Genomic DNA, 14721 nt, shown 5'->3' on the forward strand with positions numbered 1-14721 from the left:
GATTGGAACAGTATGGTGCGGAAGACGGGACTTGAACCCGTACGGAGTTACCCACACGCCCCTCAAACGTGCGCGTCTGCCAATTACGCCACTCCCGCATATTTGGAGCCATTGACCGGGATTGAACCGGTGACCTTATCCTTACCAAGGATACGCTCTACCAACTGAGCTACAACGGCATTTTGTGGTGCGCTCGGAGAGATTCGAACAGGTGATTATTACAGCCCCCATGACTGTTTAACAAGACGATATTCATAATACCACAGAGTTTACTTGTATGCAACAGGTTAAAGTAAAAATTTATTCCATTGAATTTGCAAGTTTGACTATATCATCAAGCTCCATACCAGTGGCTAGTATAGCATAACCAATACCATCTTTATACCACCCAAGGTCTAAAGGATTACTTTTCCATTCCTTTGTTCCCTTGCTATCTGCGGATGGTTCTTCGACCACATTCCAGCCCCCTTTAACCCATTTTCCTTGCACACCGGCGATTTCAACCGTGCCATGTGCAGATCCTTCAGGGCCGACAGGAACATCGCCTCCACTAAAATGTCCTTGAATGATATTGAACTGGGCATTCCCGTTACTGTAAACTGCTGAAACTGTATCATTTTTCGCTGTAGCAGCAATTTTCGGTAAGTCTGGCCTAATATGCTGAATGAAGACCAATCTAAATCCATCTGGTATATTTTGTGGTGCTTTTATTATAAAGTTTGCAAGTTTCTGCGCTTCAGCAAAGTCGTTACAGTCCGTTTGTTTAGCCTTGACAACTACTGGGCCATCCGGGTTAGCAGTTAAATCAGACATGGTTTTTCCTCCTCCACTATTTTCAGCATGAACTACATTGTTGGTCCGAATGTTGTAATTCATTTGGTCATTAGCAGAGAGAGTCTTGGAGTTAAGGGGAAAAATAATTAACGCACACATTATTAAAAAGAAAACTACTATACTTGCAAGTATAATCATTTTTTTCCTAATACATTCGTCAATGAATTCCACCCCTTCTAAATTATTACAATATCTTTATTTCATTATACCGTACAACTCCCACAAGAGCCAACTCTTTCTTCATAAACATAGCATATATTTGTGTAACACGTAGTGCTTGGTATGCGATGATTGAAGCCTTTGAAAATAGATAAAAAAATAGACCTTCTTTTCAGAAGGCTTATCCTTTTTCATAAGTTTTAAATATTTAGGCCATTCCCTATAACCTTCTGACATGTGATGGCCTGTTCACACATCCATAATCATGTGTTATAGAAAATGGTTAACGCTTGATAATCTTAAATGGTGGGCCATCCGCGACTCGAACGCGGGACACCCTGATTAAAAGTCAGGTGCTCTAGCCGACTGAGCTAATGGCCCTTAAATGGCTGGGGTGGGAGGATTCGAACCTCCGAATGCCAGAGTCAAAGTCTGGTGCCTTACCGCTTGGCGACACCCCAATATCGAAGTGCGATGTGCGATATTCGATGTTCGAACACAGGTATTTCTTACAAAATTACCTCTAAGATCCCACTTTCTTATTACGAATCACGATTCGTACCTCGATCATCGATCTTCGAACTTCGAGTATGGTGGGCAGGGATGGATTCGAACCATCGTACCTCGCGGAACAGATTTACAGTCTGTCGCCTTTAACCACTCGGCCACCTACCCATGAGTACTATGCATTAAGATGGCGACCCCGATCGGACTTGAACCGACGATCTCCTGCGTGACAGGCAGGCATGTTAACCACTACACCACGGGGCCAGGCAAACGTACTGCGACTGAGCTATCGCCTGAAGCAGACGATAATTAGTATACACAATAATCCGCCAATGGTCAATAATCTCTCCGATAAATTTGCTGCTGCCAATTATTAGAAGGTTAAAGAGGCGCAAAAACCTGTATTTCTATTATATCCTTAGGTTGAATTGGGGGACAATGAGATGAAGGTAAAAAACATTCGTATGCTGGAAATTCATATAGCCGTGTTCTTATTTGGCGTATCAGGATTATTTGGGAAACTATTATTATTACAGCCAATGATAATAGTTTTAGGGAGAGCTTTCTTTTCGTGCCTATTCTTGCTTATGATTATACTGTATTTTAAAAAAGATCTGAAGGTCAAACATTATAGGGACGGCCTATGGTTTATTCTTATGGGAGTTATTTTAGCAATCCACTGGAGTACGTTTTTTAAATCAATCCAAGTTTCCTCTGTTGCAATCGGGTTACTGACATTCTCTACATTTCCCATTTTTGCAACATTTATTGCCCCCTATTTCTCTAAAGAGAAAATGAAATTATCCGATATAGTCACTGCCCTGATTACCTTCCTTGGTGTAATCTTGGTAATCCCCGGATTCGAATTAGGAAATAATCTAACCCAGGGTGTTCTTTGGGGAGTCGCCTCAGGTTTTACCTACGCAATTCTTTCAATATTGAATCGCAAATTTGTAAACCATTATTCCAGCACAGTCATTGCCTTTTATGAACAGATTATTGCGGCAATTATTTTAATTCCAGTTATAGCTTGGCAAAGACCCATTTTACAGACCAGGGATATATTATTACTTATCATATTAGGTATAGTTTTCACCGGAATTGCTCATTCATTATTTATTAATGGCTTGAAAAATGTTAAAACCCAAACAGCCGGTATTATTTCCAGCCTTGAGCCGGTTTACGGTATTATTTTTGCTGCGCTATTAATAAAAGAAATTCCATCCTCAAAAGAAATCCTAGGCGGAATTATTATTTTAAGCGGTGTATTGTACTCGACATTCAAATCTAAATAACTAACATATTTTTATTAAACAATATGAAATGGTATAATTATATTTATGTGATAATCTAAAAATACACTGAATGGGAGATTATAATGGCTGACTACATATTGACCTACTCAAAAATCAAGTTCTTTCCGCTTGAACCCATAAAAGAAGACATTAAAATAGAGGACATTGCCCACTCATTGTCACTGATGACCAGGGCTAATGGGCATTGCCGTCATTTTTACTCGGTTGCCCAGCACTCAATTCATTGCTTTCGGGAGGCGAAAAGCCGAGGGTACTCTAAACGGGTACAACTGGGCTGCCTATTGCATGATGCCAGTGAAAGCTATATTTCTGATTTAACCAGACCGGTCAAACGCAATATGCCCGAGTATTTTGCGATCGAAGAAACATTGCAGGGTGTTATCTACGACAGATTTGGATTAGGTGATCTAAAGGATGAAGAGAAACGGCATATAGAAGAGGTTGACGATACCCTGCTTCACTATGAGTTTGCAGAATTGATGAACTTCCCTATCTTTGATGTTGCGCCAACTAAAACAACCGAACATGACTTCTCTCCAAAGGAGTTTACTCTTGTCGAACAGGAATTTCTGGACATCTTTGCAGACATCATTGGTATGAGCAGTGACACTCACTTGTAGAAAGCAATGACTTATAACTTGGGTAAGAGCAGAAAATAGTTCAAAATACTTAACGAATGGTGAATGAATGATGATTAATTTTAAAAAAGTAGAGCTAAGCGATAAAACATGGATGGAACCTCTCCTAAAAGCAGCAGATTTGCCGGGATGCCATCAAAACTTTACAAATATCTTTGCTTGGGCAGAAATTTATAACTATCGTATTGCACAAGTCAATAATTATCTGGTGGTTAAAGGTTTTATCAATGATTTAAACTATTATTTTTATCCCGCAGGCTGGGGTGATATCAAAACAGTTATTGAAGCAATGAAAGAGGACGCTGCTGCCGGCGGGTATGAATTTGCCATAGCCGGTGTGTCGCCTGAGAATATAAATACTCTTAAAAGCCTTTACCCTGATAACTTTGAATATCAAGAGATGCGTTATGGGTTTGATTATGTTTATTTACTGGACAAGCTCGTTACTCTGGCGGGGAATAAGCTCCATTCCAAACGTAATCATATCAATCGTTTTAAGAAAGATAATAGTTGGAACTTTGAACCGATCTCATCAGAAAATCTTGGTGAGTGTTGGGAGATGAATATTGAATGGTGTAAAGCACATGGCTCAGATGATAAAGATCAGCTTGCCCAGGAAAACTGTGCTGTCCGCCGATGTTTCAAGAATTTTAAAGAACTGGGCTTAGAGGGTGGTCTGATTCGTTCGAATGACAGGGTTATTGCCTATACAATGGGAGAAATACTGAATTCAGATACTTACGTTATTCACATCGAAAAAGCCTTTGGTGAGATACAAGGGGCCTATCAAATGATCAACCGGGAATTTGCGGCCTATATTCAACAGAACCATCCCCAAATGATTTATGTGAATCGTGAAGAGGATATGGGCTTGGAAGGATTGAGAAAGGCGAAGTTATCCTACCATCCGGTTAAAATGGAGGAAAAATTTATAGCTAACTATTTTGAAGTATAATAAGAAGGTTATGGTACTTGGCAAGGAGAGATAGAATGAGCATAATCAGATTGGCCAAAGAAGGGGAGACAACCCGCCAAAAAGAACTATGGAAGCTTTGCTTCGGAGACAGTGATTCCTATATTAACTTCTTTTATGCCGAAAGATATAAAAAGGATGAAACTGCCGTATTGCTTCATGATGAAGAGATCTCTGCCATGCTTACCATGATATCGGTCAAAATCATGATTACGGATACTCAAGGCCTCGATTCGGTCATGTTCTATGCCATTGCAACACACCCCAACTATCAGAACAGAGGGTTTGCCACCCAACTTATTGATTTCTGCAACCAATATCTTAGAGTAAATAATAAAGTCTGTTCCATTCTAGTACCGGCCAATAAACAACTTTTCGACTTTTATCGTAAACAAGGATACAAGGATGGATTCTATATCAGAGAGACTTTATTTACCCGGGACATGATCGACACCTTGCCTGCCTGTGACTCCTCAGAATACCTGGTCTCCTCAATTAATCCTCAAGGGTATAATCAGAGGAGGAATAACCAGCTCAACGGCAGGTTTTATGTTCAGTATGCTGACAAGGACATAGCTTACCAGAAAAAGCTGTCACAGCAGTCCGGTGCTGACATCTATGGTATAGATTGTGGAGCAATGCAGGGGTGTGCAGCCATCGAACGATTGAACGCCGATAAGGTGTTTATCAAAGAAATCCTACTGCCCGATAAGGCTGTTAACGGGGCTATCAAACAGATAGCCCGGCAATTGCCTGCGAAGGAGTATACTTTGCGCACACCTGCGTATTTAGGCGGGCATTTAGGAGGCTCGATACGTCCCTTCGGCATGATCAGGGGACTCAGAGAAATTGAGTTAACACTAAACTCTGACGGTTTAGGCTATCTGGGTTTTGCCTTCGACTAACCACTTAAAAATTAGATGGCTGAATACAATTTTTTAATTTTTACCAATATAAATACCCAAACAAATATCCAAAAATGGAGTGTTAAGATATGAATGTAGCTTTCTTCCTTGTGCCTAAGAAGAACATCGTTTTCTTTAAGGAAAGTGCAACGATGCGCCAAGCTCTGGAGAGGATGGAGTACCATAGTTATACAGCAGTCCCTCTTATTGATGATGAGGGAAAGTATGTAGGAACGATTACTGAAGGGGATTTGCTTTGGAAGCTTAAAAATACCCCTGGTTTAACCTTTCAAAACACAGAGGATATTGTACTGAGCGAAGTGGAACGACATGTTCAAAATTTGCCGGTTACGATTGATGCCCAAATAGAAGATTTGATCTCCAGAGCTGTCGTTCAAAACTTCGTCCCTGTGGTGGACGATCAGCAGATTTTTATAGGAATTGTTCGTCGGCGGGAAATGATCGAATACTGCTCCAAGCTCCTAATTGAGCGCAAAGGAACGATAAATGAAAAGCATAACAATTAATATTGATAAAAGTAATCTGTTAGTTTTCTTGGTCCGGCCAGTACGTCCCTGCCAATAAACAATGTACCGTCATCTTTGGTTTTTACACTCCATTTAACAAGCGCAATATTCCCGTCTGCAATTTCAATGGCAGTTATGCTGCGAGGATGGATACTGCTTCCATCATTAAAATAGGGGTGACAGCCAACTTCGGGAAACATAGGTTTGTGAGTATGGCCTGCTATGAGCATGTGTTTTTCTTGGATCACCCACTCTGTGAGCTTTTTCTCAACAGCATCTTTTTTGCGGTAATTTTTAGCTGTGCTTGTCGGATCATTTACTCCGAATGACTCCAGAGGCCTCCATAAATACCTCACTAAAAATCTGGATAACCACCATAATTCATAATCCAAGAAACTTACTTGATGTCCGTGAATTAAGAGAATCTTATGGTCTGTTACTCTATGCCTTAAAACCAATCCTTCATGAAGTTTGATATTCTTAAACAGAGGAATATACTTTTTTTCTCGTTCATCAAAGTATTGATTCATAGTATCATCGACAAATTTAGCGTTGCTTTTGACCATATCATGATTTCCGAAAATCATATAAAGTCTGCCCTCATCATAAAACTTGCTTAAAAGCCAAAAAGCATTGCTGTGCACATATATAATGTCGGAAAACCTTTTATTCTTCCAAAGTTCATCTCCGTCACCGATTTCTATATAAGTATAATTTTCATAATAATAATGAGTTAAGGCAGCAAAGTATAGATTTTGGTTTTTGGAAAAATCATCTGCCCAGCTTCCGTCACCCCTATGAACGTCACTCATTAAAATAATTCTGGAGGAGTCGTCAATAGGAATTTCTTGGGCAGATTCAAAGACTTTAGAAATACGTTTTAACTTATTCATCTATACCCCTCCACGAAAGTAGGTGTAGAATAATTCCTTGAGAGTTTTTACACAAGAAGAATGCCTGACGTCTGGATGCAGTTAACTTAATATATTGAATTTATAGGAAAAGGGTGCTTTAATTGCACCCTTTTCCAGCCACGTGGATTAACCAAATCAGCATTCATGTTCATTTTCGATAATCATTATTTCTTCTAATGAGTCATTGTCTGGCGTAATTAGTTCAATTGGTTTATCGCTGCTCACAATGACTTCAATTGGTTTATTTTTAACCTTTTCTTCCGGCCCATCAACACTATTTGTCTTTGTCAAAGCCCCATGCTGTATCTCAGTGATCAGTATTTTCAGGTTACCAGCCATGTGTTTGCCTTTTTCGATTAGATTTTTACCTGTTTTAACGCTTACTTGTGTTTTATCCCCGATATTTTGCCAGGCACTTTGGGCCTTGTCTTTAATGCCTACAGCTTTATCTCCGAGTTCGTGGACTTGTAGTGTTATATCTTGTCTTAATTCCTGCCCGCTCTTAGGAGCAAGTAATAGCCCTGTTATCCCTCCAATAAGACCTCCAAACAGAGCCGCTTTAATCACTTTATTACCCTTTATGTCCTTATTTCCCACCTGCTTATCCACTCCTTTTTGTTAATCCGGTTTCTGGCCATGAAATAACCAATCAATCCCTCTATCCTTTAACAGGCAGTTTTCGGACTTGGAGCGTGTTCGCAATATCATGGCATCCGGTCTAATAGTGCCTTTTTCATTATATGCACTTCATCGAAAAAAGCTTCTATGTATTAGGAGCATTTTAATTTGGATGTTTGTTCATATAATCTCTAAGCCAAAATGTGTGAAATTCTTCGTCGAGAAGATATTCCATAAGAGTAGCTTTGATAACGAGATATTCTTTTTCTTTTGCTTCGTTAATGAACTTACGATAGGCATCCATCGCTTTATTTTCAAGAAGAACTCCTAATTTGCACGTACTGTGCTGGCCAATAGATTCAACCGTTTCGCCAACAAAACTGCCTGCTAACTGAAAAACTGAACCAGCCACAGAGGGCACTTCTTCATTTGCCCGATTAATTATATCGGCAAAATAATCTGCATGCCCTTGTTCTATTTGTACCATCTTATCAAAGGCCGCTTTGTAATATTCATCGGTCGCTGAATTAGCTTGGGCGTTATAAAAAGCAACCTGAAATGTTTCCAATATATAGAATTCCTTTAAGCGAAAAATTAACTTGCTATCCATTTTTACCTCCAGTTATAAATATTTATAACATATAATTCTCAAATTAAAATTAAAATATGTTAAGCTAGAGGTGAGGAGACTTGTGAATCGATTTTAAACATCCTGAGGAGCTATGAAATGGAAATAATAATAAGAGAAGCCCTCATTGAGGATTATGAGGGGTTATGTAAGGTTTATGTTGAACTTGATGAGCATCATAGATTAAGCCATCCCGAATTATTTGTGAAACCCGCAGATTTTGCCAGGGCAAAAGAGTATATTTCAGAAATTATTGATGACCATGATAAGGCTATTTTTGTCGCTTTAGTAGAATCAAAAATAATCGGATTTGCAGAATGTAATATTTTAAAGTCATCCAATTTCCCCGTTTTTAAAAAAAGAGAGTGGATACAATTAGATAGTATTGTAGTAAAGAAAGATCATCAGAATTGTAAGATAGCCTCTTTACTATTAACAAAAGTAAAGGATTGGGCAAAGTTTAAGGAGATTAATAGAATAGAGTTAAAGGTATATTCCTTTAATAGAAGCGCTATAGAATTCTATAATCAAAAAGGATTTAAAGAGTTGAATAAGACAATGTATTTAAATTTGTAACCCCCAATTTAAGCGCGAATTAGTTAACACAGGTATATTTAATTAGCCGAAGCAGACACTAATAAAACAAATCACAGCCTGCCTATGAGTTGTTTTAAGTAATCAAGTAGTATTAGAGAAAACTTAAAGAAGAAGGAGATACAATGACAAACGGAAATGCAAGCCAAGAAACAGGGTGGAACTTTGAAAACAGTTATGCACGGCTGCCAAACTTATTGTTTACTACTCTTAACCCAACCCCCGTACAATCACCGGAACTAATGATTCTTAATTATCCCTTGGCATCATCCCTGGGGTTGAACCTCCAGTGGTTAGAAAGCAAAGATGGCACAGCGGTGTTCGCCGGCAACCGGATTCCCGAAGGTGCCTTGCCTCTTGCTCAGGCTTATGCAGGTCATCAATTCGGGCATTTTGCTGTGTTAGGGGATGGACGGGCGCTGCTGCTAGGTGAGCAGATCACGCCTGAAGGGGAGAGGTTTGATATTCAGCTCAAGGGTTCAGGCCGAACGCCATACTCCCGGCGGGGGGATGGCCGTGCGGCCCTTGGACCGATGCTGCGTGAATATATCATCAGCGAAGCAATGCATGCTCTTGGTATTCCCACTACCCGCAGCCTCGCGGTGGTGACAACCGGTGAGCCGGTAATCCGCGAAACCGTGCAGCCAGGTGCAATTTTAACCCGCGTAGCTTCCAGTCATTTGCGAGTCGGCACGTTTGAATATGTTTCAAAATTTGGCACGGTTGAGGATCTCCGGGACCTCGCTGATTATACGTTAAAACGGCATTTTCCTTACATTGGAGATATTGAGAACCGTTATCTTTCACTCCTTAAGGAAGTGATTAAGCGTCAGGCTGAGCTGATTGCAAAGTGGCAGCTGGTTGGGTTTATTCATGGGGTGATGAATACCGACAATATGGCCCTTAGCGGAGAATCCATCGATTATGGTCCTTGCGCCTTTATGGATGCCTATGACCCGGACACCGTATTCAGTTCCATAGATCATCAAGGCCGATATGCCTATGGCAATCAGCCGCTTATAGCAGGATGGAATCTCGCACGGTTTGCTGAGACCCTATTGCCGCTGCTGCATGACAGCCAGGAGCAGGCTGTCAAACTGGCCCAAAATGAAGTTTCAAACTTTACGGAGCTGTTTCGCCATAACTGGCTCGCAGGAATGAGAGCAAAACTAGGAATGTTTAATAAAGAGACGCAAGATGAATCTCTTATTGAAAATTTGCTCAGTATGATGCAGAAGTATCGTGCCGACTATACCAATACCTTTCAAACCTTAACTTTTGATAATCAGGATGATAACCATCTGTTTGGCAGTCCGGAATTTGCCGAATGGCATAAGATGTGGCTGTCGAGACTGGAACGACAGCAGGAATCGAGAGACTCTTCCCATCAGTTAATGCGGAATAGCAACCCCGCGCTGATTCCACGCAATCATCGGGTAGAAGCAGCACTGGATGCCGCTGTGAAAGAGGGAGATTACAGTGTGATGAAGGGATTGCTTGCCGTTCTTTCAATTCCTTATGTACACGTCCCCGAACAGGCCGATTACGCCACGCTGCCAGAGATATCAAACCACCCTTACCGAACGTTTTGCGGAACATGATACAGGCCTTGGGGACAAACAATAATAAATGCCACCCCTTTTGTGAGGCAGCATTTCTCAAGGAAATTTTTCTTTATTTTCGTTCAATACCTTCCATATCCTCCATTAATTTTACAATAGAATAGAAGGCATTAAATTTTATATGATCTTCTTTAGTCGTTCCATTAAAACCATTGACCTTTTCACACTCAAATTTTAGTTTCTCCAGCAAGTCAGTCCACATTTTTTCATAATTCATACAACCCACGCCTTTCTGTCTGTTTGATGCAAAATATAACGATGATGAAAGAGCTAAGAACATTTTACCCTATGTGAGCAAGGTAAACAATTGTTTTGTTTTGTCATAATCAGAATTATTTTATCATTTCTATTTAAATTTTATTAGGTCCGCCGCTCTTCTTAGCTGCTCATCCAGCACCTTGGCATATATTCTCGTTGTCCTGGGGTCAGAATGACCAAGAGCATCCTGAACAATAGCCAGGTTGTCTGTTTCCCGGAGCAGCATAGTAGCAAATGTGGAACGCATCTTGTGAACACTGAAGCCCTCCGTATTATGTCCAAGGGTTTTAAGAATGGTCATGTATTTAGCGATTAGATTTTGAACCGCTCTCTTACTAATTCGGTTTCCTTGAATTGATAGAAAAAGAGCATCAATGTCTTTGTTTACGTACCTGGACCGTTCATTCCTTAAATAATCATTCAGGGCTTTGGCAACATCGTTATTAAAATAAATCAACGTTTCTTTATTCCCTTTACGCACAATTTCAAAATACCCCTTATTAAGATTTGTCTTACTGATATCCAGGCTGCAAAGTTCTGATAACCTCAGCCCTGTACCGATCAAGGTTAGGACGATGGCATAATCCCGTTTCTCAGTATAGACATGGTATTTGAGCTGACCGTCTGTTAAGCCTATACCAGTTTCTAAAGCATCCGTCAAATCCGCAATCTCATTAGGTTCCAATGCTTTGGGAAGCTTTTGATGAACATTGATGGGGTCTAATTTAATGGTGACGTCTTTATGGATCATATCTTCACGAAGCAAATAACGGTATAAAGACTTAATAACAGCTTGTTTACGGGCCAGAGCACGGGGGCCATTCGTGCGCTCAGTATTAGCCCAGCTTAGATATGACTCAATCTGGCGATGCCCGACATTTTCCATAAGCGGCAGCTCGATTTCCGGCGGAGAGGAGGGAAAATCAGGCATATAGCCGCATAAATAATGAAAAAATAAACAAAGTTCATAGGTATAGGCAATCTGAGTTGATTTAGATTTATTGGTGAGGGCCAGATGGTTTATAAAGTTCTTAGCGAATGGGGGAAGGTGGTGGGGATTAAATCCAGTATCCATGATCAAACCTCCATATGATTTAACTATATCCATTAAAGCAAACATCTATAATAATTTCCACTCCAAGGAGGAATTACCTTCTTTCTGTAGAAGATGTTTTAAGGCAGGAAGGGGTATTGTTGTGCTGCGCTCGATACGATAACAACAGATTAACTTAGAATCAAAGAGGAGGTAGAGCAATGAAGATAATATTAATGGGTGGCCCAGGTGCAGGTAAGGGGACTCAGGCAAATCCACTCGTAGAGCGTTTTCATTTCCCGCATATTTCGACAGGCGACATGTTCCGGGCTGCTATTAAAGAAGGAACTGCCTTAGGTCTAAAGGCTAAATCCTATATGGATGCAGGTGGCCTGGTACCTGACGAGGTAACCATTGGGATTGTAGAGGAACGGTTAGCACAGCCTGATTGTGTGGATGGATTTCTTCTTGATGGATTTCCCCGGACACTAGCCCAAGGGAGCGCTTTAGCTGATATTTTAGACCGCCTTGGCATGAAGCTTGACGGTGTTATCAATATTGAAGTTGACGAAGAGGTGTTAATTCCCAGATTAACCGGACGACGAGTGTGTCGGAAGTGCGGATCTTCCTTCCATATGATCTTCAACCCACCGAAACAGGAGGGAGTTTGTGATCAATGTGGAGGAGAGCTTTATCAGCGTTCTGATGATACGGTTGAGACTGCTAAAAACCGGTTAAATGTTTATAATTCACAAACAGAACCTTTGATTGCTTTTTATCAAGAAAAAGGACTGTTAAAACGCATTAATGGAGACCAGCCAATTGACCAGGTTTTTCAAGATATCCTGAAAGCCTTGGCCTAAATCGGCTGGATTGAGCTTAGTTTCACTTATATCCTTACCAATTCCAAAAGTGATTCAAATTCAGTATTTATGAGCTTTTTGTCTGATATCTCTTTCTGCTGGAAATCAGAGGGTAAGATAGGGTGAAATGAGACAATTACTTAAATAAACAACCAACCAAAAGCACGGGCATAATAACTTGCCTGTGCTTTTGGTTGGTTGTTTATGCGTATAAAGGAAGTATTCAATGCACTTCTTAATGGTTATCACAAAAATCAAACAATTTTGCCGGATAATTTAATTGACATATACCCATAACAGAGTATAATTAAAATCATAAAGGGCATATGTCTTAAACCTCACGCCGAAAAACTAGAACAGGCGGCATGGGACGCAGACTCGTGAACAGAAAAATATATGCCTGGATTAGTATGCTGTGAGAAAAAACTCACAAGGTAGACATTATAGGATTATGACAAAGTTGGTAAGTATAATAATTAAGGTCAGAGGTGATCGTAAGTGAGTGAACCAATAAGAGTTAAAAATTTAGATCCAACCTTACGGGATGAAGTGGCAGAATTATTGCAAGGCTATGATTTTTCCAATTGCCTTACTTGCGGTATGTGTACTGCAGGCTGTGTCTATAGTGATTTGCATGCAGATCAGGACCCACGTAAATTCGTACGTAAAGTAGTCCTGGGTATGCGGGAAGAAGCGGAAAACGATCCATTCATTTGGAACTGTACCATGTGTAATCGCTGCACAGTGGAATGTCCGATGGGAGTTAATATTAACGCCCTGACGAGAGCCTTTCGGGGAAAAGTGGCAAAGCCGCCTGGTTTCCTGCAAGTAATTGCGGATGATCATATACGCACAGGCAATCAGATGGGCGTGGAACAAATTGACTATGATGAGACCTTAGAATGGATAGAAGAAATGATGCAGGAAGATCTCAAAGATCCCACTTATAAGATTCCTATCGATGTTCCTAATGCAGATTTTTTCTTTGGGTTTAATGCCCGGGAGATCAAACACTATCCTGCTGATCTGCAAAGTATTTTAAATGTTTTCCACGCTGCCAAACTAAACTTTACGATCAGCTCCAGGCGCTGGGATGCAACAAATATTTGTTTGTTCACAGGCAAAAACGATGAATTCGATGCGATCTCACGCCCGCTGTTCGAAGAAGCTGAGAGACTGAACTCTAAGGAAATCATTGTCACGGAATGTGGGCACGCTTTTCGCTCAACCAGAGTATTTGCGCGTGATTACTGGAATGGGAAGCAGTTTCCTGTTCGCCATATAGTCGAGTTGTATGCCGATCTAATTAAAGACGGTACATTGAAATTAGATAAGACCAGAAATACAATCCCGGTAACCTTACATGATCCCTGTAATATGGTTCGTAAAGAGGGGATAGTTGAGCCTCAGCGCTATGTGTTAAGCAATACGGTCATGGACTTTCGTGAAATGTTTCCTAACAAAATGTATAATATCTGCTGTGGAGCCGGCGGCGGAGCAGGTGCCGTAGCCGAAACTAAAGCAATGCGTATGGTTAAAGCCAAACCAAAGGTTGATCAATTAGTGGCGACAGGTGCAAAAATTGGTTGCATTCCTTGCCATAATTGTATGGACCAATTCGTTGATATGAATAGGCATTACAAACTCGGTATGAAAATGATGCATCTCACCGCATTAATAGAAGTTGCCCTGGGTTTGGTTGATGAAGAGAAGCAATTTTCTCATTAAATTTTTCAGCCCATAGTTTTAATCGTTCTCAGCCCAAACATAAGTTACATTATCAACCTAGAGTCTTAGCCGATGGATTTGAACTCAAAGAAATAATATGAAACACAAGCCACCTTCATCCATTGATATGGATAAGGTGGCTTGTTAAGGGAACCGATTGTTATTCATCTCGTTCAGCAAACAAGGTGATCACAGCTTCAGTATGACTCCGACTTCAATTTGTTTTTTGTAATTCGTTAAGCCGATTAATAAAATAGACTTTAACCTGTTCTACATATTCCGGTTTTAGAGAAAATCTGCGAAAGTAACAAGTAAAATCTCTATCTAAGCCGTAAGTTCCAGACTCAGCCCACTCTTCATCAAGGGTACAGATAGTATTAATCTGATCGTACAAATAGCTGGACCCTGAAAAGGATTCAAATAGATTATGTAACTCATGATCTATTTGGGGATGCGGGAGAACGAGATTGAAAGGTTTTTTATAATTGCCATATTGATAGGTGCCTTCTTCCTCCCAAACAAACGGTTTGTCACAAGATTCTAGGATAACTTGACAGGTTTTAATCATCTTTTCTTTATCTTCCATTCCTAAAGACATTATTTA

General features: G+C 40.3%; 16 protein-coding genes and 6 tRNA genes. 9 read left to right on the forward strand and 13 right to left on the reverse strand.

From position 1 onward, the window contains the following. Positions 1-13 precede the first annotated feature (13 nt). From DESYODRAFT_RS13015 to DESYODRAFT_RS13045, 7 genes are all read right to left on the reverse strand, one after another. Positions 14-98, reverse strand: a tRNA-Leu gene (locus DESYODRAFT_RS13015). A gap of 5 nt (positions 99-103) precedes the next feature. Then, positions 104-179: transfer RNA gene (locus DESYODRAFT_RS13020), tRNA-Thr, on the reverse strand. A gap of 121 nt (positions 180-300) precedes the next feature. After that, positions 301-813, reverse strand: a complete 513-nt coding sequence (locus tag DESYODRAFT_RS13025) for a hypothetical protein (protein ID WP_042338543.1) — start codon at positions 811-813, stop codon at positions 301-303. 484 nt (positions 814-1297) lie between these two features. Continuing rightward, positions 1298-1374, reverse strand: a tRNA-Lys gene (locus DESYODRAFT_RS13030). Positions 1375-1379: 5 nt separating this feature from the next. Next, positions 1380-1454, reverse strand: a tRNA-Gln gene (locus DESYODRAFT_RS13035). A gap of 130 nt (positions 1455-1584) precedes the next feature. After that, positions 1585-1668, reverse strand: a tRNA-Tyr gene (locus DESYODRAFT_RS13040). A 20-nt stretch (positions 1669-1688) separates the two neighbouring features. Further along, positions 1689-1764: transfer RNA gene (locus DESYODRAFT_RS13045), tRNA-Asp, on the reverse strand. 179 nt (positions 1765-1943) lie between these two features. Here DESYODRAFT_RS13045 and DESYODRAFT_RS13050 point away from each other — a divergent pair. From DESYODRAFT_RS13050 to DESYODRAFT_RS13070, 5 genes are all read left to right on the forward strand, one after another. After that, positions 1944-2795: a DMT family transporter gene (locus tag DESYODRAFT_RS13050; protein WP_007783765.1), complete on the forward strand. Its 852-nt coding sequence runs from the start codon at positions 1944-1946 to the stop codon at positions 2793-2795. An 83-nt stretch (positions 2796-2878) separates the two neighbouring features. Next, positions 2879-3436, forward strand: coding sequence for a hypothetical protein (locus DESYODRAFT_RS13055; RefSeq protein ID WP_007783768.1), 558 nt, complete (start codon positions 2879-2881; stop codon positions 3434-3436). Between the two features lie 70 nt (positions 3437-3506). Next, complete coding sequence (locus DESYODRAFT_RS13060; protein ID WP_042338546.1) at positions 3507-4409, forward strand: DUF2156 domain-containing protein; 903 nt, start codon at positions 3507-3509, stop codon at positions 4407-4409. Between the two features lie 35 nt (positions 4410-4444). After that, positions 4445-5332, forward strand: a complete 888-nt coding sequence (locus DESYODRAFT_RS13065; protein ID WP_007783773.1) for a GNAT family N-acetyltransferase — start codon at positions 4445-4447, stop codon at positions 5330-5332. A gap of 89 nt (positions 5333-5421) precedes the next feature. Then, entirely contained in the window at positions 5422-5859 is a 438-nt protein-coding gene (locus DESYODRAFT_RS13070; RefSeq protein ID WP_007783776.1) for a CBS domain-containing protein, read from the forward strand. Here the strand turns inward: DESYODRAFT_RS13070 and DESYODRAFT_RS13075 are convergent. The 3 genes from DESYODRAFT_RS13075 to DESYODRAFT_RS13085 form a co-directional block, all read right to left on the reverse strand. Next, complete coding sequence (locus tag DESYODRAFT_RS13075; RefSeq protein WP_007783779.1) at positions 5856-6752, reverse strand: metallophosphoesterase; 897 nt, start codon at positions 6750-6752, stop codon at positions 5856-5858. The two genes, DESYODRAFT_RS13070 and DESYODRAFT_RS13075, sit on opposite strands and share 4 nt — an antisense overlap. 156 nt (positions 6753-6908) lie before the next feature. Further along, complete coding sequence (locus tag DESYODRAFT_RS13080; RefSeq protein WP_052315262.1) at positions 6909-7370, reverse strand: YtxH domain-containing protein; 462 nt, start codon at positions 7368-7370, stop codon at positions 6909-6911. 184 nt (positions 7371-7554) lie between these two features. Further along, positions 7555-8001, reverse strand: a complete 447-nt coding sequence (locus tag DESYODRAFT_RS13085) for a demethoxyubiquinone hydroxylase family protein (protein ID WP_007783782.1) — start codon at positions 7999-8001, stop codon at positions 7555-7557. A gap of 117 nt (positions 8002-8118) precedes the next feature. On the opposite strand from DESYODRAFT_RS13085, the gene DESYODRAFT_RS13090 reads away from it, so the two are divergent. Both DESYODRAFT_RS13090 and DESYODRAFT_RS13095 read left to right on the forward strand, forming a co-directional pair. Further along, entirely contained in the window at positions 8119-8595 is a 477-nt protein-coding gene (locus DESYODRAFT_RS13090; protein ID WP_007783784.1) for a GNAT family N-acetyltransferase, read from the forward strand. A gap of 143 nt (positions 8596-8738) precedes the next feature. Further along, positions 8739-10214 carry a protein adenylyltransferase SelO gene (locus DESYODRAFT_RS13095; protein WP_007783787.1) on the forward strand — a complete coding sequence of 492 codons (1476 nt, stop codon included), beginning with the start codon at positions 8739-8741 and terminating at the stop codon, positions 10212-10214. A gap of 73 nt (positions 10215-10287) precedes the next feature. On the opposite strand, the gene DESYODRAFT_RS28715 is transcribed toward DESYODRAFT_RS13095, so the two are convergent. Together DESYODRAFT_RS28715 and DESYODRAFT_RS13100 are read right to left on the reverse strand one after the other, a co-directional pair. Continuing rightward, on the reverse strand, positions 10288-10452 hold the full coding sequence (locus DESYODRAFT_RS28715) for a hypothetical protein (protein WP_007783790.1): 165 nt from the start codon (positions 10450-10452) through the stop codon (positions 10288-10290). Positions 10453-10581: 129 nt separating this feature from the next. Then, positions 10582-11568, reverse strand: coding sequence for a tyrosine-type recombinase/integrase (locus DESYODRAFT_RS13100; protein WP_007783793.1), 987 nt, complete (start codon positions 11566-11568; stop codon positions 10582-10584). Positions 11569-11747: 179 nt separating this feature from the next. Here DESYODRAFT_RS13100 and DESYODRAFT_RS13105 point away from each other — a divergent pair, with 179 nt between their 5' ends. After that, entirely contained in the window at positions 11748-12389 is a 642-nt protein-coding gene (locus tag DESYODRAFT_RS13105; protein ID WP_007783797.1) for an adenylate kinase, read from the forward strand. Positions 12390-12887: 498 nt separating this feature from the next. After that, entirely contained in the window at positions 12888-14117 is a 1230-nt protein-coding gene (locus DESYODRAFT_RS13110; protein ID WP_007783800.1) for a (Fe-S)-binding protein, read from the forward strand. Between the two features lie 214 nt (positions 14118-14331). On the opposite strand, the gene DESYODRAFT_RS13115 is transcribed toward DESYODRAFT_RS13110, so the two are convergent. Next, the gene (locus DESYODRAFT_RS13115; RefSeq protein WP_007783801.1) at positions 14332-14715 is read right to left on the reverse strand and encodes a hypothetical protein; all 384 of its coding nucleotides are present in this window, start codon (positions 14713-14715) and stop codon (positions 14332-14334) included. Positions 14716-14721: the final 6 nt, after the last annotated feature.

Origin of the sequence: Desulfosporosinus youngiae DSM 17734, assembly GCF_000244895.1 — a bacterium.
Taxonomy (GTDB): Bacteria; Bacillota; Desulfitobacteriia; order Desulfitobacteriales; family Desulfitobacteriaceae; genus Desulfosporosinus; species Desulfosporosinus youngiae.

What these genes read in the sequence shown, in the direction of transcription:
- DESYODRAFT_RS13065 (WP_007783773.1), top strand. Translation starts at nt 4,445, where the DNA reads ATGAGCATAATCAGATTGGCCAAAGAAGGGGAGACAACCCGCCAAAAA.
- DESYODRAFT_RS13070 (WP_007783776.1), top strand. Translation starts at nt 5,422, where the DNA reads ATGAATGTAGCTTTCTTCCTTGTGCCTAAGAAGAACATCGTTTTCTTT.
- DESYODRAFT_RS28715 (WP_007783790.1), bottom strand. Translation starts at nt 10,452, where the DNA reads ATGAATTATGAAAAAATGTGGACTGACTTGCTGGAGAAACTAAAATTT.
- DESYODRAFT_RS13090 (WP_007783784.1), top strand. Translation starts at nt 8,119, where the DNA reads ATGGAAATAATAATAAGAGAAGCCCTCATTGAGGATTATGAGGGGTTA.
- DESYODRAFT_RS13105 (WP_007783797.1), top strand. Translation starts at nt 11,748, where the DNA reads ATGAAGATAATATTAATGGGTGGCCCAGGTGCAGGTAAGGGGACTCAG.
- DESYODRAFT_RS13115 (WP_007783801.1), bottom strand. Translation starts at nt 14,715, where the DNA reads ATGTCTTTAGGAATGGAAGATAAAGAAAAGATGATTAAAACCTGTCAA.
- DESYODRAFT_RS13025 (WP_042338543.1), bottom strand. Translation starts at nt 813, where the DNA reads ATGTCTGATTTAACTGCTAACCCGGATGGCCCAGTAGTTGTCAAGGCT.
- DESYODRAFT_RS13055 (WP_007783768.1), top strand. Translation starts at nt 2,879, where the DNA reads ATGGCTGACTACATATTGACCTACTCAAAAATCAAGTTCTTTCCGCTT.
- DESYODRAFT_RS13075 (WP_007783779.1), bottom strand. Translation starts at nt 6,752, where the DNA reads ATGAATAAGTTAAAACGTATTTCTAAAGTCTTTGAATCTGCCCAAGAA.
- DESYODRAFT_RS13085 (WP_007783782.1), bottom strand. Translation starts at nt 8,001, where the DNA reads ATGGATAGCAAGTTAATTTTTCGCTTAAAGGAATTCTATATATTGGAA.
- DESYODRAFT_RS13060 (WP_042338546.1), top strand. Translation starts at nt 3,507, where the DNA reads ATGATTAATTTTAAAAAAGTAGAGCTAAGCGATAAAACATGGATGGAA.
- DESYODRAFT_RS13095 (WP_007783787.1), top strand. Translation starts at nt 8,739, where the DNA reads ATGACAAACGGAAATGCAAGCCAAGAAACAGGGTGGAACTTTGAAAAC.
- DESYODRAFT_RS13100 (WP_007783793.1), bottom strand. Translation starts at nt 11,568, where the DNA reads ATGGATACTGGATTTAATCCCCACCACCTTCCCCCATTCGCTAAGAAC.
- DESYODRAFT_RS13050 (WP_007783765.1), top strand. Translation starts at nt 1,944, where the DNA reads ATGAAGGTAAAAAACATTCGTATGCTGGAAATTCATATAGCCGTGTTC.